Annotated in this window: 18 protein-coding genes and 1 other RNA gene; 16 read left to right on the top strand and 3 right to left on the bottom strand. The window is 63.3% G+C overall.

Annotated features, from left to right (window positions below; genetic code table 11):
* Positions 1-6 precede the first annotated feature (6 nt).
* A complete protein-coding gene (gene tkt / locus AC1Q6J_RS14865) occupies positions 7-2,013 on the bottom strand; it encodes a transketolase (RefSeq protein WP_492280038.1) in 2,007 nt (668 codons plus the stop codon).
* A gap of 268 nt (positions 2,014-2,281) precedes the next feature.
* Here tkt and AC1Q6J_RS14870 point away from each other — a divergent pair, with 268 nt between their 5' ends.
* From AC1Q6J_RS14870 to AC1Q6J_RS14890, 5 genes are all read left to right on the top strand, one after another.
* On the top strand, positions 2,282-2,611 hold the full coding sequence (locus tag AC1Q6J_RS14870) for a DUF4164 domain-containing protein (RefSeq protein WP_492280039.1): 330 nt from the start codon (positions 2,282-2,284) through the stop codon (positions 2,609-2,611).
* Positions 2,608-2,991, top strand: coding sequence for a cell division protein ZapA (locus AC1Q6J_RS14875; RefSeq protein WP_019195440.1), 384 nt, complete (start codon positions 2,608-2,610; stop codon positions 2,989-2,991). Before AC1Q6J_RS14870 ends, AC1Q6J_RS14875 begins: the two co-directional genes overlap by 4 nt.
* Before the next feature lie 79 nt (positions 2,992-3,070).
* Positions 3,071-3,230: non-coding RNA, 6S RNA (gene ssrS, locus AC1Q6J_RS14880), on the top strand.
* Positions 3,231-3,287: 57 nt separating this feature from the next.
* Positions 3,288-3,875: a 5-formyltetrahydrofolate cyclo-ligase gene (locus AC1Q6J_RS14885; RefSeq protein WP_492280040.1), complete on the top strand. Its 588-nt coding sequence runs from the start codon at positions 3,288-3,290 to the stop codon at positions 3,873-3,875.
* A 1-nt stretch (position 3,876) separates the two neighbouring features.
* Positions 3,877-4,695, top strand: coding sequence for a TIGR00282 family metallophosphoesterase (locus AC1Q6J_RS14890; protein WP_492280041.1), 819 nt, complete (start codon positions 3,877-3,879; stop codon positions 4,693-4,695).
* Between the two features lie 152 nt (positions 4,696-4,847).
* On the opposite strand, the gene AC1Q6J_RS14895 is transcribed toward AC1Q6J_RS14890, so the two are convergent.
* The gene (locus tag AC1Q6J_RS14895; protein WP_492280042.1) at positions 4,848-6,599 is read right to left on the bottom strand and encodes a methyl-accepting chemotaxis protein; all 1,752 of its coding nucleotides are present in this window, start codon (positions 6,597-6,599) and stop codon (positions 4,848-4,850) included.
* A gap of 216 nt (positions 6,600-6,815) precedes the next feature.
* Here AC1Q6J_RS14895 and AC1Q6J_RS14900 point away from each other — a divergent pair, with 216 nt between their 5' ends.
* The 8 genes from AC1Q6J_RS14900 (at position 6,816) to AC1Q6J_RS14935 (ending at position 13,434) form a co-directional block, all read left to right on the top strand.
* Entirely contained in the window at positions 6,816-7,562 is a 747-nt protein-coding gene (locus tag AC1Q6J_RS14900; RefSeq protein WP_492280043.1) for a YebC/PmpR family DNA-binding transcriptional regulator, read from the top strand.
* A gap of 218 nt (positions 7,563-7,780) precedes the next feature.
* Entirely contained in the window at positions 7,781-9,154 is a 1,374-nt protein-coding gene (gene mgtE / locus AC1Q6J_RS14905; protein WP_492280044.1) for a magnesium transporter, read from the top strand.
* A gap of 39 nt (positions 9,155-9,193) precedes the next feature.
* Entirely contained in the window at positions 9,194-9,706 is a 513-nt protein-coding gene (ruvC, locus tag AC1Q6J_RS14910; RefSeq protein ID WP_492280045.1) for a crossover junction endodeoxyribonuclease RuvC, read from the top strand.
* A gap of 268 nt (positions 9,707-9,974) precedes the next feature.
* Positions 9,975-10,592: a Holliday junction branch migration protein RuvA gene (ruvA, locus tag AC1Q6J_RS14915; protein WP_492280046.1), complete on the top strand. Its 618-nt coding sequence runs from the start codon at positions 9,975-9,977 to the stop codon at positions 10,590-10,592.
* A 199-nt stretch (positions 10,593-10,791) separates the two neighbouring features.
* Positions 10,792-11,832: a Holliday junction branch migration DNA helicase RuvB gene (ruvB, locus tag AC1Q6J_RS14920; protein WP_492280047.1), complete on the top strand. Its 1,041-nt coding sequence runs from the start codon at positions 10,792-10,794 to the stop codon at positions 11,830-11,832.
* 13 nt (positions 11,833-11,845) lie between these two features.
* Positions 11,846-12,289 (top strand): tol-pal system-associated acyl-CoA thioesterase, encoded by a 444-nt coding sequence (gene ybgC, locus AC1Q6J_RS14925; protein WP_492280062.1) that lies wholly within the window; start codon positions 11,846-11,848, stop codon positions 12,287-12,289.
* Positions 12,290-12,385: 96 nt separating this feature from the next.
* Complete coding sequence (locus tag AC1Q6J_RS14930) at positions 12,386-12,853, top strand: nuclear transport factor 2 family protein (RefSeq protein ID WP_492280048.1); 468 nt, start codon at positions 12,386-12,388, stop codon at positions 12,851-12,853.
* A 20-nt stretch (positions 12,854-12,873) separates the two neighbouring features.
* Positions 12,874-13,434: a TetR/AcrR family transcriptional regulator gene (locus tag AC1Q6J_RS14935; protein ID WP_492280049.1), complete on the top strand. Its 561-nt coding sequence runs from the start codon at positions 12,874-12,876 to the stop codon at positions 13,432-13,434.
* A gap of 107 nt (positions 13,435-13,541) precedes the next feature.
* Here the strand turns inward: AC1Q6J_RS14935 and AC1Q6J_RS14940 are convergent, their stop codons facing one another.
* Positions 13,542-14,186, bottom strand: coding sequence for a glutathione S-transferase N-terminal domain-containing protein (locus AC1Q6J_RS14940; protein ID WP_492280050.1), 645 nt, complete (start codon positions 14,184-14,186; stop codon positions 13,542-13,544).
* An 88-nt stretch (positions 14,187-14,274) separates the two neighbouring features.
* Here AC1Q6J_RS14940 and AC1Q6J_RS14945 point away from each other — a divergent pair, with 88 nt between their 5' ends.
* The 3 genes from AC1Q6J_RS14945 to AC1Q6J_RS14955 all read left to right on the top strand — a co-directional run bounded on the left by AC1Q6J_RS14945 (position 14,275) and on the right by AC1Q6J_RS14955 (position 16,263).
* Positions 14,275-14,943, top strand: a complete 669-nt coding sequence (locus AC1Q6J_RS14945) for a TetR/AcrR family transcriptional regulator (protein ID WP_492280051.1) — start codon at positions 14,275-14,277, stop codon at positions 14,941-14,943.
* 50 nt (positions 14,944-14,993) lie between these two features.
* Complete coding sequence (locus AC1Q6J_RS14950; RefSeq protein ID WP_492280052.1) at positions 14,994-15,653, top strand: TetR/AcrR family transcriptional regulator; 660 nt, start codon at positions 14,994-14,996, stop codon at positions 15,651-15,653.
* Between the two features lie 103 nt (positions 15,654-15,756).
* The gene (locus tag AC1Q6J_RS14955) at positions 15,757-16,263 is read left to right on the top strand and encodes a DUF2852 domain-containing protein (protein ID WP_492280053.1); all 507 of its coding nucleotides are present in this window, start codon (positions 15,757-15,759) and stop codon (positions 16,261-16,263) included.
* The last annotated feature ends 417 nt before the right edge of the window (positions 16,264-16,680 follow it).

Raw genomic sequence — 16,680 nt, forward strand, 5'->3', positions numbered from 1 at the left:
GGGTTATCAGGCCTTCAGGGCAGCCTGCGCCGCCTCCGCCACGGCCTCCGGGGTGATCCCGAAATGCCGGTACAGGTCTTTGTAAGGGGCGCTGGCGCCGAAGCCGTCCATGCCGACGAAAATGCCGTCGGAACCGATCACCGCGTCCCAGCCCTGACGAATCGCGGCTTCCACGGCGATTTTCACCGGTGCATTGCCGATGATGGCGGCTTTTTGGGCCTTCGGCAGTTCCAGCAGCAGATCCATGCAGGGCACGGAGACCACCCGCGTCGGAATGCCGCGCGCGGCAAGCAGCTTCTGCGCCTCGACGGCCAGCGAGACCTCCGAGCCGGACGCGAAGATCGAGACTTTCGCCTCGCCGTTATTCAAGGATGCTTGGGCCTTGGAGATTTCGTAGGCGCCGGCGGCGCATTTGTTGTCGGTGTCGTTCGCCAGCCGCAATTGCGGCAAATTCTGGCGGGTCAGCGCCAGCACGCTTGGACGCTCCTTCGCCTCGAGGGCCAGTTGCCAGCATTCCAGCGTTTCGACGGTGTCGCAGGGCCGGAACACGTTGCAGTTCGGGATCGCGCGCAGCGCCGCCAGGTGCTCGACCGGCTGATGGGTCGGACCGTCTTCGCCGAGACCGATCGAATCGTGGGTGAGAACGTGGATCACGCGTTCACCCATCAAGGCGGCGAGGCGCAGCGCCGGGCGCAGGTAATCCGAGAACACCAGGAACGTGCCCGAATACGGGATCAGGCCGCCGTGCAGTGCCATGCCGTTCATGGCCGCCGCCATGCCGTGCTCGCGGATGCCGTAATTGACGTAGCGGCCGCCGTAGTTGTTGGCGGAGATCGCGACCATGCCCTTGACGCGGGTGTTGTTGGACCCGGTGAGGTCCGCGGAACCGCCGATCATCTCCGGCACGGCCGCGCAGAGCACTTCCAGCGCATGTTCGGAGGCAGTGCGGGTGGCGATGTCCTTCGGAGCGGCCGCAAGGGCAGCTTTCATCTTGGCAACGGCGTCAGCGAGCGCCCTGGCGGGCAGGTCGCCCTTCACGCGGCGCTCGAACTCGGAGCGAACGCCGGCGTCCTTGGCGCCGATGGTCCTGGTCCATGCCGCGTGCGCGTCCGTGCCGCGCGATCCCGCTGCGCGCCAGGCATCGAGAATGTCCTGCGGAACCTCGAACGGCGCCGAATCCCACTTCAAATTCTTGCGGGCGCCGGCGACCTCATCGGCGCCAAGCGGCGAGCCATGCGATTTCTCCGAGCCCGCCTTGTTGGGCGCGCCGAAGCCGATCACGGTTTTGCACGCGATCAGGGTCGGGCGGTCGGACTTCTGCGCGCGCGTCAGCGCGTCCGCGATGGCTTTCTGATCGTGGCCATCGATACGTTCGGCGGCCCAGCCGGCCGACTCGAAGCGCTTCACCTGATCGACCGAATCCGACAGCGAGATCGCGCCGTCGATGGAAATGCCGTTGTCGTCGAACAGCACGATCAGCTTGTTGAGCTTGAGGTGCCCGGCGAAGGCGATGGCTTCCTGGCTGATGCCTTCCATCAGGTCGCCGTCGGAGGCGAGCACGTAGGTGTGGTGATCGACGATGTCGCCGCCGAATTCTGCCGCCATATGGCGCTCCGCCAGCGCCATGCCGACGGCGGTGGCGATGCCCTGACCGAGCGGACCCGTGGTGGTCTCGATGCCCGGCGTGACGAAATTTTCAGGATGGCCCGGGGTCAATGATCCGAGCTGACGGAAATTCTTGATCTGCTCGATGGTCATCGACGAATTGCCGGTCAGATACAGCAGCGCATACAGCAGCATCGAACCGTGCCCGGCGGAGAGTACGAAGCGGTCGCGATTCGGCCAGGCCGGGTCGCTGGCGTCGAATTTCAGGAACTGCGTGAACAGCACGGTGGCCATGTCCGCGGCGCCCATGGGCAGGCCCGGATGGCCCGATTTCGCCTTTTCGACGGCGTCCATGGCGAGCGCGCGAATCGCATTGGCCATACGGGAGGGATCGACACGCACAGTCATGAGATGTCCGCCTGAAATTCGGTGTGGGAAGTGGCCGTATGTCTCAAAAATGCCACGGCCGGGGATGCTTTCTAGGGGGTGGATAGCATCGCGAAACCCTTGAGTCCAAGGGCATTGCAGCCTTTCCGCCGGGAGTTTTCGCTTTGTGTGCATAGCTTCCGGCCAGCGTTGCGCACGGCTCTTCCGGGCCGTAAATTTATCCGCCTAAATGCTTGCGGGTCCGCCGCTTTTCATGCCGGGCCAGAGTTCGAAGGGCGTCCGTTCCGTGATGACTGATCGCAGTACCAACGGTCTTGCCAATCCTGAACCTGCCCCCTCGGGGGTCAGCGACATTGAGCTTGCGACGCGGCGGCTGGCGGCGGCGCTCGATGCGCTCGAAAGCGCTGTGGAGAGGCGGCGGGAATTCGACCGCGCCGACGATGAACTGGGCGCGCGGATTCAGGCGCTGGGCGCCGACCGCTCGCGGCTTGCCAATGAACTCGACGGGACGCTGGTGCGGTCGCGCGCGCTGGAGCGGACCAACCGCGAGATCGCCGAACGTCTCGATGTCGCCATCGACACTATCCGTTCGGTGATCGATTCCGGAGAATCTCCATGAGCCACATCAACGTCACCATCAACGGCCGGCAATACCGCATGGCGTGCGAGGCCGGGCAGGAAAGCCGGCTGCTGCGGCTGGCGGAAAGCCTGGAGGCCCGCATCGCCAGCCTGCGCGGCAAGTTCGGCGAGATCGGCGATGGACGCCTGACCGTGATGGCTGCGCTCACCGTCGCCGACGAACTGGTGGATGCCGGGCAGCGGATTCGCGCCCTTGAGGAAGAGCTCAACGCGCTGCGCGACGTTCGTGTCGTGGCCGCGGACCGTGCCCGGGCCACGCAATCGGCGGTCGCCAATGCGCTGAATTCAGCGTCCGACCGCATCGAGAAGATGACCCAGGCGCTGAACCGCCCGGCCCGCAACGGAATCGCGATCGGTTAATCCTCACATTTGATCCATCGCGCGCCAGGACCGGATCGGATCACTAGCGGTGAGCGCTGATCGTGGTTACATTGTCCGGGCGAGGCTGCGTCGCGCGTCAGAAGCCATATATCCCCGGGGCCTTATCGATCCTTCAGGGAACTGTCCCTGACCGGGTCCGTGGATCCGGTCACATGGTGCCCACCTACTTTCGTAGGTGCTCCGGGATCGAGTGCTTCAACGGCCATCGTGGCTTCGCACTTTCTTTTCGCCTCCGCCCTCTTGTCGCGCGAGAGAGGTGACAAGGACTCTCCGCGGTGGATGGGAATCGGTTTCTCGACAATCTGAAGAATGATTTCCGGCGCGGTGCGCTGGCGCAGCGTGATGCGCTCGGCATCGAGGCGCGCGCAGATGCCGCGCGGGTTATCGCGGCAGCATCCCTGCCGGTTGAATTGCCGCGCGGTGTCATCGTTGCGGGCTACTCGCCGATCAACAGCGAACTCGACCCGTTTCCATTGATGCGCGCGCTTGCGGACAAAGGTGCCGTATTGGCGCTGCCGGTGATCATCGCGCGCGATCACGCCCTGATCTTCCGTGAATGGCGAGAGGAAGGTCTCGTGCGCGGACCGTTCGGGATTTTCCAGCCGTCGTCCGACGCGCCCGAGGTCGATCCCGATGTCGTGCTGGTGCCTTTGGCGGCGTTCGACCGCGCCGGTCATCGCATCGGCTACGGCCGGGGCTATTATGATCGCACGCTGGAAAATCTCCGCGCCATCAAGAAGATTACCGTCATCGGTGTCGCTTTTGCGGTGCAGGAAATCGAAACCGTGCCGCGACTTCCGCACGACGAGCAGCTCGATTGTGTGCTAACGGAACGCGAACTGATCGATCTGCGGGGTCTATAAATTGCGTATTCTGTTTGTCGGCGACGTGGTGGGGCGCAGCGGCCGTGTGGCCGTCAACGAAACTCTTCCGGGACTGATCCGCGACTGGAAACTCGATCTCGTCGTGGTGAACGGTGAGAACGCAGCGGGCGGTTTCGGCATCACCGAAGCGATCTATCATGAACTGCTCGAAGCCGGCGCCGACGCGATCACCCTCGGCAATCACTCGTGGGACCAGCGCGAGGCGCTGGTGTTCATCGAGCGCGCACCGCGCCTGATCCGTCCGGCGAATTTTCCGCCCGGCACGCCGGGCCGCGGCGCCGCGCTGATCGATACAAGAAGCGGCAAGCGCGCGCTGGTCGTCAACGCCATCGGCCGCGTTTTCATGCAGCCGTTCGACGATCCGTTCGCGATCCTGGATCGCGAGCTGAATGCCTGTCCGCTGCGCGAGGCCGCCGATGCGGTGCTTGTCGATTTTCACGGCGAGGCGACCAGCGAGAAACAGTCGATCGGTTATTTCTGCGATGGCCGGGCCAGCATCGTGGTCGGCACCCACACCCATGTGCCGACATCCGATCAGCGCATTCTGCCCGGCGGGACCGCCTACATGACCGATGCCGGCATGACCGGCGACTATGAATCCGTGATCGGGATGCAGCGCGAGGAACCGCTGGGACGTTTTCTGCGCGGGTATCCTGCGGGACGTTTCGAGCCGGCGGACGGCGCCGCGACCCTGAGCGGCCTCGCGGTCGAGACCGACGATGCCACCGGTCTTGCCACGCGCGTCGCCGCGGTGCGGATCGGCCCGCTGCTGGAACGCGCGGTGCCGGGGTTCTGGTAGTGCGCGTTTCGACCAGCAGCTAATACGGTCGTCATTGCCGGGCTTGCCCCCGGCAATCCATCTTTGACGGAGTTTTTTCAGATGGATGGTCGGTTCAAGCCCGGCCATGACAACTCAGCGTTGGCGGTGAGTTGCCATTTAGCTGGCAGCGTTCAGATTTTATACGCCGTTCTGAAGCCGCCCCAGTGACGGCCCCTGACGCGGATCGGCACGTCGATTTCGCGCATCATGATGGTTTTGCCGTTACCCATGTCGCGGGCGTAGCTCTGGATCAGGTAGGAGCGGATGTTGCGGCCCGCCGCCAGTCCGGCCGCGTCGTTGAAGATGCGGCGGTTGCGGCAGTTCGCCGTGTTCCAGGCGGTGTCGCCCGGGCGCTGCGGATGCGAGTACATCTTGTTATGAACCGGCAGATAGCCGTTACGGTCGATGGTGGCGCAGAATGCCGCGCGCGCGTCGCGCGCCAGCATGGCCTCCTGAATCTCGGGCAGCGCGCGGTCGGCCCAGTCGAGGAAGCGCGTGCGGTACTGCACCGGATCGGAGCCCTCGATCTTCACATAATCCTCGTCGAACAGATCATCGAGGCTGATGTCGCCTTTCGCGACGGCGCTCTCGAAAATCTTCGTGATAGCATCGCCGGCTTCCATCGCCCGCGTCACGAACTCAGTGTTCTCGTCGTGTATGCTCCAGACCTTGTCTTCGATCCTGTCCCTGAGCGCGGCATCGCTCGAAACGAATTCGGCGTGCGCGCCGCCGGCGGTATGTCCGCTGACGCGGATACTGCATGCGCCGATGTCCTCCAGCGTGGCTTTCAGCACATCATGCAACGGGATCGCAGCGGCACCCGCGCCGCCGATCAGGACGCCATCCACGGACAGCTCAAACACCTCGGCCTTGATCGGAGAGGACCGGGTCGCGATCTCGATCTGAAGGCGGCACGGCATCCGCTCCGCCTTGCGCTCCTCGTTCTCGTTCTGGCGGAGCAGGACCGCGCAGCGCGTTTTCAGCTTTTCGGCAAACATCGTCACGGCCTTGCCGGCCTGCGCAACGCTCTCGCCATGGGTTTCGGCTTCCCTGGCGGCGTTGTCGATTTCCGAGCTGCTCGTTCCCACCGATGAAATAAACTGCGATGCCGATGCGGCGTTCTGCGTGATTTCGCCGGTGGTTTCGTTTTGCTCGGCGACCGCGCCGTTGACATGTGCGAACACCGGCTTGATCGCGTCGATGGCGGCGGTGATGCGATGGACAGCTTCGAATGATGTCGCGGCGTCCTGTTGCAGAGCGTCGATCTTCTGCTTGATTTCTTCGGTGGCGCTCTGGGTCTGGACCGCCAGCGCCTTCACTTCCGATGCGACGACCGCAAACCCCCTGCCGGCGGACCCGGCGCGGGCCGCCTCGATGGTGGAGTTCAGCGCGAGCAAGGTGGTCTGCTTGGCGATGGTCGCGATCAGGTTGACGACATTGCCGATGGCGGCCGAGGATTCCCGCAGCCGCTCGACATTGAGGCTGGCCTCGCGCGCCGCTTCGCTGGCTTCATCAGCGAGCTTGCTGGCGTCGCGCACCTGTGTGCCGATGCCATGCGCGGACTGGGTGAACTTTTCCGCGGCTTGCGAGAAGGTTTCGGCGGTGGCCTGCGCGTCGCTGGTGCGGTCGGTCAGGGCGTCAGCGCGGTGACGGATGGCGGACAGGGTGCTGGCGGTGGATTGCGCGCCGCTGGCCACCGAATTGGCCGCCCGCTCGAGCTGGCGGATCATCGCGACCAGTTCGAGTTCAAGCAGTTCGAGGATTTCGCGGGCTGAATCGTGATGGGGAGCTGCAATTGGCTCTGGCGCCGCTACCGGCGCGTCAGGGGCAATGTCCGGCGTGACCTGTTCTGGCAGCCGCTTCCGAAAAAGTCCGAACGCCATAAGGGAATCTCTGAAATATGAGTAACAGGCATGCATTATCGCACCGTCGCCTAAACTCATGGTTAACTCTTGCCTGCCGAACGGGCTGGCATCCCACACCGCCGTACCAAAATCGGTCGATCTGCCTTTAAATTTCGCCGTTCCGGGCCTATAACGCCGCGCCGCCGGGCACTTGCGTTAATGATGCCTGCGATTCCCGATTCTCGAGAGACCCCTATGGCCGGACATTCCCAATTCAAGAACATCATGCACCGCAAGGGCAAACAGGACGCCATGCGGTCCAAGATGTTCGGCAAGCTCGCCCGCGAAATCACCGTCGCCGCCAAGCTGGGAACCCCGGACCCGGCGATGAATCCGCGCCTGCGGCTGGCGATCACGGCGGCGCGCGCGGAAAACGTGCCAAAGGACAACATCGAGCGCGCGATCAAGAAGGCCATCGGCAACGACGGCGAGAACTACGACGAGATCCGTTATGAGGGCTACGGTCCTGGCGGTGTCGCCGTGATCGTCGAGGCGCTCACCGACAACCGCAACCGCGCGGCCTCCGACATCCGCTCTTACTTCACCAAGTCCGGCGGCAACCTCGGCGAAACCGGCTCGGTGTCGTTCATGTTCGACCGCGTCGGCGTGATCGAATACGACGCCAAGGTCGCATCCGACGACGCCATGCTGGAAGCGGCCATCGAGGCAGGTGCCGATGACGTGGCATCCGGCGAGGACGGCCATGAAGTGTATGCCTCGCCGGAGACGTTCCGCGAAGTTGCCAAGGGCCTCGAAGCCAAGTTCGGCGAAGCGCGTAAGGCAGCGCTGATATGGAAGCCGCAGAACACCATCGCGGTCGACGACGAGACCGGCGAGAAACTGTTCAAGCTGCTCGACCTGCTGAACGAGCATGATGACGTCCAGAACGTCTATGCGAATTTCGAGGTGTCGGACGCGCTCGCTGCCAAGATGAGCGCGTAACACCGGACGGTCCCCCGAAGATTTTTTCTTGACGCCGCGCTGCTGAGGGATCATGTCAGCCGCGGAGGGTGCGTTCGCGCGCGTTCGGCGCCCATCACTGGAAACCAATCAACTATGCCAAGCGACAGTCCGCGTATTTCGCCGACAACGGTCCCAGTGGTCTAGAGCGCTCCGGCTCACCGACCCCTGCCGTTGCCGGCAGAACCCGAAGGTGAGCTATGACTGATATCCACGTCGCGGATGAAGGCGCTTTCAATGCGGCCGTTCTGGCCGCAAGCCTGATCGGCGAGCACACCGCCGACACCGTCGAAATTCTCAACGCGCTCCCGCCGTCCGACGCCGCGGACGTGATGCGGCTGCTGCCGCGTGAACTCGCGATTGAGATTCTCGACAAACCCGAACTGGATTTCGGCGCCGAGATCATCGAGGCGATTCCTCGTCACGTCGCGGCCCCCTTGCTCGCGGGCATGTCCGCGGACATGGCGGCGGACATCGTCCAGCTCCTCGAGGAACCTGCGAAGACGGAACTGCTGGGCGCGCTGGACGATGTGTCGCGCGCGGCGATCGTGGGTCTGCTGGCCTATCCGGAGAACACTGCCGGCGCGATGATGACGACGGAGTTCGTCAGCGTTCCCGGCAACTGGACCGTCGAACAGACGCTTCAGCATATTCGCAAGGTCGAGCGCTCCCGCGAAACCGTTTATGCGATCTATGTGCTCGACCCCGTCACGCGGCGTCTGGTCGGCGCGGTGACTTTGCGCAGGCTGATCTCGGGCGAGCCGTTGGCGAATATCCTGACGTTGGCGCCGACCCACGAGCCCGTCACCACATTTCCGCTGATCGATCGCGAAGACGTTGCCCGGCTGATCACGCGGCACGATCTGCTCGCCGTGCCGGTCATCGACAAGGCCGGACATCTGCTCGGCATCGTGACCGTGGACGACATCATCGACGCGATCATCGAGGAAAGCACCGAGGACGTACAGAAATTCGGCGGGATGTCCGCGACCGAAGAGCCCTACATGCAGATCGGGCTCCTCGATATGATCCGCAAACGCGGCGGCTGGCTGTCCGTGCTGTTCGTCAGCGAGATGCTGACCGCGAGCGTCATGCAGCATTTCGAGGGCGAGCTTGAGAAGGCGCTGGTCCTGACACTGTTCATTCCGCTGATCATGAGTTCGGGCGGCAATTCCGGGTCACAGGCGACGTCGCTGCTGATCCGCTCCCTGGCGCTGCGCGATGTGAAACTGGCGGACTGGTGGCGGGTGATGCTGCGCGAACTGCCGACCGGTCTCATCCTCGGCGCGCTGCTCGGGGTTATCGGCCTCGTGCGGGTAGTGCTGTGGCAGAAGCTCGGCATCTACGACTACGGCGAGCACTGGGTGCTGGTCGGACTGACGGTGGCCGCGGCGCTGGTCGGCGTCGTGACTTTCGGCTCGGTGGCAGGTTCAATGCTTCCCTTTGCGCTGCAAAGGGTTGGATTCGATCCGGCCAGCGCATCCGCGCCGTTTGTCGCGACCCTCGTCGATGTCACCGGGCTGATGATTTACTTCAGCGCGGCGTTGCTGATCCTGCGCGGGACCCTGTTGTGACCCCCGGACGCCGGGGGCGGATTCGCGTATGATCGGCAGATGGCAACCAACGCGATTCGCATTCTTGGAATTGACCCCGGCCTGCGCCGGACCGGCTGGGGCGTGATCGACATTGACGGCAACCGGCTGATCTATGTCGGTTGCGGCTCGGTGGAGTCCCGCGAGACCTCGCCGCTGGCGGAGCGTCTGCTGGCGATTCATGAAGGCCTCGCTCGCGTACTCGGCGATTTCAGGCCGCTGGAGGCCGCGGTGGAACAGACCTTTGTCAACAAGGATGGCGCGTCGACCTTGAAACTCGGTCAGGCCCGCGGCGTCGCCATGCTCGCGCCCGCGATGTTCGGGATCGCGGTCGCGGAATATGCACCCAACCAGGTGAAGAAGACCGTGGTTGGCGCAGGGCACGCCGACAAGAACCAGATTCGCGTGATGCTGGGCGTGCTGCTGCCGAAGGCGAACCCGCAGACGCCGGATGCTGCGGATGCACTGGCGATTGCCATCACCCATGCCCATCACCGCCAGAGCGTGATGCTGAAGCAAAAGGTGGTCGGATGATCGTGGACGTCGTTCAATATCAGCCGTCATGGCCGGGCTTGTCCCGGCCATCCACGTCTTCATTTAATGATCTCTGGATAAAGATCGATCCAGTCAGGATTATTGAGCGTGACGTTACCTGCGATCTGCTCCCTCCCCCCTTGCGGGGGAGGGTTGGGGTGGGGGGTAACTCCGAGTCGTTGCCTATGCGACCCCCACCCCCGACCCCTCCCCGCAAGGGGGAGGGGAAGTTTGCCTCTGTGTTCGTGTATCCCGTCGAGGCCTTTCGATGATCGGAAAACTCAAGGGCCTGATCGATTCCTACGGCGAGGACTATGTGATCCTCGACGTGCAGGGCGTCGGCTATCAGGTGCATTGCTCGGCGCGTACCTTGCAGGCGCTCCCGCAGCCGGGTGACGCGGCGGTGTTGTCGATCGAGACTTACGTTCGCGAGGATCAGATCAAGCTGTTCGGCTTCCGCACCGATGTGGAGCGCGAATGGTTCCGGCTGCTGCAAACCGTGCAGGGCGTCGGAGCTAAAGTGGCGCTTGCGGTACTCTCCACCTTGCCGCCGTCCGATCTCGCCAATGCGATTGCGCTGCGCGACAAGGCCGCGGTGGCGCGCACGCCGGGTGTCGGCCCGAAAGTCGCCGAGCGCATTGTCACTGAACTGAAGGACAAGACACCGGCCTTTGCGACGGTCGATCCGGCGGTCGTGCATCTGTCGGGCGCACTCGATGAAAATCGCGCGCCGCGCCCGGTCACCGACGCGATTTCCGCGCTGGTCAATCTCGGTTACGGTCAGCCGCAGGCTGCTGCCGCCATCGCCGCGGCCTCGCGCAACGCCGGCGACAAGGCCGAGACCGCGCAGCTTATCCGTTTGGGTCTGAAGGAACTGTCGAAGTGAGTTCGGATCGCCGATCATCGACGTTGGTAATGCCGCCGCTGCACGCGCTATACGGCTCCCTCTCCCGCTTGCGGGGGAGGGTTGGGGTGGGGGCGGGAAATGCAGCGTGGATGCACCGTTCAGGCCCCCTCCCGGCGAGCGATGCTCGCCGACCTCCCCCGCAAGCGGGAGAGGTGAAGCATCTCAGCGTGGATCAGACATGACTTCGCCCCGCATTGTCACCCCCGAGCGCCGCGCCGACGACATCGGCGATACATCGCTGCGTCCGCAGAACCTGTCGGAGTTCGTCGGCCAGCAGCAGGCGCGCGCCAACCTTCAGGTATTCATCGACGCTGCGCGCAAGCGCGGCGAGGCGCTTGACCATGTGCTGTTCGTCGGCCCGCCGGGTCTCGGCAAGACCACGCTGGCGCAGATCGTTGCGCGCGAACTCGGCGTCGGCTTCCGCGCTACGTCAGGGCCGGTGATTGCGAAAGCCGGTGATCTCGCCGCGCTGCTCACCAATCTCGAAGAACGCGACGTGCTGTTCATCGATGAGATCCACCGCCTCAGTCCACAGGTGGAGGAAGTGCTCTATCCGGCGATGGAGGACTTTCAGCTTGATCTCATTATCGGCGAGGGGCCGGCGGCGCGCTCGGTGAAAATTGACTTAGCCAAGTTCACACTGGTCGGCGCGACCACGCGGGCCGGGCTGCTGACCAATCCGCTGCGCGATCGTTTCGGCATTCCGGTTCGGTTGAATTTCTACACCGAAGAAGAACTCGAAAAGATCGTCACCCGCGGTGCGCGTGTGCTCAACATCGGCATGACAGCCGACGGCGCTAACGAGATCGCGCGGCGTGCGCGAGGTACGCCGCGCATCGCAGGACGGCTGCTGCGGCGTGTGCGCGATTTCGCCTCGGCGGCGGATGCGAGCGCCATCGACCGCAAGATCGCCGACAATGCGCTCGGCGCGCTCGAAGTCGACAAAGCCGGTCTCGATGCGATGGACCGGCGTTATCTCGCGACCATCGCGGTGAATTACGGCGGCGGCCCGGTCGGCGTCGAGACGATGGCGGCTGCGCTGTCCGAGCCGCGCGACGCCATCGAGGACATCATCGAGCCGTTCCTGATTCAGTGCGGCTACCTGCAACGCACGCCGCGCGGGCGGCTGTTGACGTCGCACGCCTTCCGGCATCTCGGCCTCGCCGAGCCGTCGCGCGATCCGTCACAGTTCGGCATGTTCGAGCAGAACGATGAATAAGCAGGGTCTCAACATGCTCGACGGATCGATCCGCGACGGCAGGCACGTCATGCAGGTGCGTGTCTACTACGAAGATACCGACTTCACCGGCATCGTCTATCACGCCAACTATCTGCGCTTCATGGAGCGCGGCCGCACCAACTATCTGCGGCTGCTCGGCGCCGACCAGCATGCGCTGTTCGCGGAAGCGCGGAGCGAAGCGCCGGGTTTCGCCTTTGTCGTTCGTTCGATGCAGATCGAGTATCTCAAGCCCGCGCGGATGGACGACGTGCTCGACGTCGTGACGGTGCCCGCCGACATCCGGGGCGCGTCGATCACGCTGGCGCAGGAAGTCCGGCGCGGCGACGACGTGCTGGTTGAGGCGCGGGTCAAGGTCGCGTTCGTCTCGGGCGGCCGCGCGCGGCCGATTCCGAAGGCGCTGCGCATCGCCATGAAGGCCGACCAGGACGCGGCCTGAGATTTCTCGCTCCATCAACGATTTTTGCGTTCGGTGCTTGACGGATTGTACTAACTGGTACAGGTTGTACCTATCGGTACAAACAGGAGTTTCGTCATGTCGCGTCCGCCCTTGCCGCCGTTCACCAGAGAAACCGCCGCGCAGAAGGCGCGCATGGCGGAAGATGCCTGGAATTCGCGCGACCCGGTCAAGGTCTCGCTCGCCTACACCGAGGACAGCATCTGGCGGAACCGCTCGGAGTTCTTTCAGGGCCGCGCCGCGATCGTCGAATTCCTCACCCGCAAGTGGGCGAAAGAGCGCGAGTACCGCCTGATCAAGGATCTCTGGGCGTTCGATCAAAATTTCATCTCCGTGCGTTTCCAGTACGAATGGCATGACGATGCCGGAAACTGGTTCCGTTCCTACGGCAACGAAAACTGGGAATTCGACGAGCACGGCTTGATGAAGCGCCGCGAAGCCAGCATCAACGACGTCGCGATCAAGGAAGCGGAGCGGCGGTTTCACTGGCCGGCTCCGGGGCCGCGTCCCGCGGATGTTCCCGGCCTGGCTCCCGTTCCGAAGTGAGCAGGCTAACGAGGACTGCAATGGCAAAGACCGACACCGCGCGCGGAGACATTCTGGCCTCGCTGGCCGAAGTGTTCCGCGCGCATGGCTATGAGGGCGCCACGCTTGCGCTGATCTCGGATGCCACCGGCCTCGGCAAGGGCAGCCTTTACAATTTCTTTCCCGGCGGGAAGGAGCAGATGGCGGATGAGGTGCTCGCCTCGATCGATCGCTGGTTCGCGGACAGTATTTATGCGCCGCTGCGCACCGCGCCCGATCCCGTGAAAGGCATCGCGGACATGTATGCCGCGACGGATCGGTATTTCCGTTCGGGCCAGCGAGTCTGCCTTGTCGGCGTGGTCGCGCTTGGCGCATCGCGCGATTTGTTCGGCGAAAAGGTGAAGGTCTATTTCGCCGGATGGGTCGATGCGCTGGCCGCCGCGCTGCGGCGTCACGGCGACGACAAGAGCGTTGCCCGCCGCAAGGCCGAGCATGCGGTGCTGGAAATTCAGGGCGCCTTGGTGCTGGCGCGCGCCTTCGACGATGCGAGGGTATTTTCCCGGTCGTTGAAGGAATCCGAGCGCAGACTGCTCGAGAAATAGTCTGTCATTCCGGGGCGCGCGTAGCGCGAACCCGGAATCCAGCAGAACTCATCGAGATTCCGGATCAACGCGCAAGCGCGTTGTCCGGAATGACGAAGACGCTTCCGTTATGCCGCCGCTTTGTGGCGCGCGATCTCGGCCTTGTAGAGTTCGAACTCCTCGGCAAGGGCCTTCATCACGCTCGGGCGGGTCTTGAACCGAGTGAGGTAATCGCTGATCGCGGGCCATTTCTTGAGATCGATCTGCGGCGTCGCCATGCTCCAGTTCAGAATGGTGCCGAGATAAGCATCGGCCACGCTGAAATGGTCGAGCAGGAATTCGCGGCCTTCGAGATAGCTGTTGAGATAGTCGAGCCGCGAGAGTCCCTTCTTGAGCGTGTAGGCGTGGACGTCAGCGGGCGCTTTCCTGTCGAGCAGGGTCACGAACAATCCCTTGTGCAGTTCGGTGCCGATGAAACAGAGCCACTGATGCAACCGGCTGCGTTCAATGCCCGTGCCCGATCCGATTCCGGCATCGGGAAAGCGATCGGCGACATATTGAAGAATGGCCGCGTTCTCGGTGAGAATGAGGCCATCGTCGGTGCTGATGGCCGGCACCAGGCCAAGCGGGTTCACCGCGAAGAAATCCGAATCGTCCTGAAGAACCTTCTTTGATTTCGGATCGACTTCCAGATAGCGGGCGTCGGCGCCGGCTTCATAGAGCGCGATGCGGGTTGCCATCGAACAGGCGAGGGGAGAGAAATAGAGTTTCATGGTGCGTCTCCTTGGTTGAAACCGGTCCGTCCTTGATTTTTATACCGTTCCGCATAAATTAAATGCGGTCAAGAGAATTATTTGCGATATGGTACAAAAAAAGAAACAGCCGGTAAAAGTCATCTCCGAAGCGCCGAAAAAGCGCGGGCGCCCGCGCGCGTTTGAGCCGGATGTGGCGCTCGGCAAGGCGATGGACACGTTCCGGGATGGCGGGTTCGCTGCGACCTCGCTCGACGATCTCAGCGAGGCGATGGGAATCAACCGGCCGAGCCTGTACGGGACGTTCGGCGACAAGCGCGAGCTGTTTCTGAAGGCCTATGAGCGTTATCGCGCCGAGATGGCGGCGACATTCGCGCCTGCCTTCGATCCGGCGCTGACACTGCGGCAGATGCTGGAAAAGATCTATACGACGGCGCTCGACGTCTATCTCGCCGGCGAAAACGGCCCGCGCGGCTGCTTCACGGTGATGACGGCGACGTCCGAAGCGATGGCCGACCCGGAGATTCGCTCGCTGGTGCAGAGGGCGCTCGGCTCGACGCAGCGCACGCTCGCGAAACGGTTTCAGATCGCGGTGGAGACAGGCGAGCTGCCGCCCACGGCCAATGTGCAAGTCCTGTCGCAGATCGGAGCCTCGACGGTCGAGGCGCTGGCGATCCGCTCGCGCGCCCGGTTGCCGCGCGCAGAGCTGGAAGCCATCGCCAAAGGAACGGTCGATCTGATCTGCGGACCTTCGCCAGCGGGGACAAAGGCTTGGTGACGGCGGCGCGTTACTCATGTAAAAGGAGTTTACATGAGTAGATACGAAAAATGAGCTGGCACAAGAACCGGGGCCGCCGCGAGGGTGGCTACCATCATGGCAATCTGAAAGAGGCGCTGGTGCAGGCCGCGCTCGATCTGATTGCCAACAAGGGCCCGGCGGGTTTCACCTTCGCCGAGGCCGCGCGCTCGGCTGGTGTCAGCCCGGCAGCGCCATATCGCCATTTCCGCGATCGCGACGAGTTGCTCGCAAGCGTGGCGCAGCAAGGCTTCGAGCAATTTGAATCGCAACTCGCTGCGGCGTGGGACGATGGCCGCCCCGATACGCCGACGGCGTTTCAGCGAGTTGGAAAAGCCTATCTCGCCTTTGCACGGGAAAATCCCGCTTATTACTCGGCGATGTTCGAATCCGGCGTTCCGATCGAGACCAATCCTGCCTTGCTGCTGGCCGGTGAACGCGCCTTTGCAGTCATTCGCCTGGCGTCGGAACGGCTGGTGGCGATGGCGCCTCCAGGCGTGCCGCGCCCGCCTGCGATGATGATGGCGCTCCATATCTGGTCGATATCGCACGGCATTGCTTCGCTGTTCGGACGTGGCGACGCGGCGCGCCGCAAGCTGCCGATGTCGGCGGAGGACCTGCTGGAAGCGGGCGTGCTGATTTACCTGAAAGGCCTCGGGTTCCCGACCGACCAGCATCACCCGTCCAGATAATTTTTCGAGACCCCTCGGGGACCCCGCTTGACAAAATCCCGGGATGTTTTATCTATGTAAATGTTATTTACATTCACGGGAACGTGAAAACTGGAGGACGCCTATGGCGAACACCGCAAACGCCAACACTGCACGTCTCGACCGATGGGGCCGCCCGGACTGGGCCGCACCGCATCACGACAACTTCGACTCGCGGCACGACTGGCAGCCGCGTTTTCACCCCGGGCGGATCATCCTGATCGTTGCCGGTTTCATCATCTGGTGGCCGCTGGGTCTGGCCGCTCTCGCTTACTCACTCTGGAGCAGAAACATGGGTTGCTGGTCTCACGATCGTCACGGCCGCTGGGCCGATAAGATGGAGCGCATGCAGTACAAGATGGAGCGGATGCGCAGCCGGATGGAAGGCCGAGGTTATTACGCGCCTTCGAGCGGCAACCGCGCCTTCGACGACTACCGCATGGAGACGCTGCGCCGTCTCGAGGAAGAGCAGACCGAGTTCAAGGACTTCCTCGACCGCCTTCGTCACGCCAAGGACAAGGAAGAGTTCGACGCCTTCATGGCGCAGCACAAGCAGCGCCCGACGCCGCCGAACGATCAGCCGCAGGGATAAGACCAGCCCCGTCGCCCTGATTGGCTACGGAGCCGCCCACTTCTTCGAGAGGTGGGCGGTTTTGTTTTGCGCGCCATACACTCACCACAGGCCGTCATGGCCGGGCGCCTGTCCTCGGCTTGATCGGGGATGACCCGGCCATCCGCGCCTTACTCGGAAATCTGCAAGCAAGGCGTGGATCACCGGGTCATAGGCGTTCTTTAGAACGCCGTTCTTCGAACGGCTATGCCCGGTGATGACGATTGTGGGCGTTGAAGCTGCATGCGGGTCTGGCTTCGCGATTTTTTTCGATGTCGTCCCCGCGCAAGCGGTTCTTATCCCTCCCCCTTGTGGGGAGGGGGGCGCGTTGTGAGCAAAGCGAACAACGTGCCGGGTGGGGGAGCCTAAGGCGTTGCAATTGACCCCCACCCCGGCCTC

Source organism: Afipia sp. MLSD5-FHT05B12 (assembly GCF_058793355.1).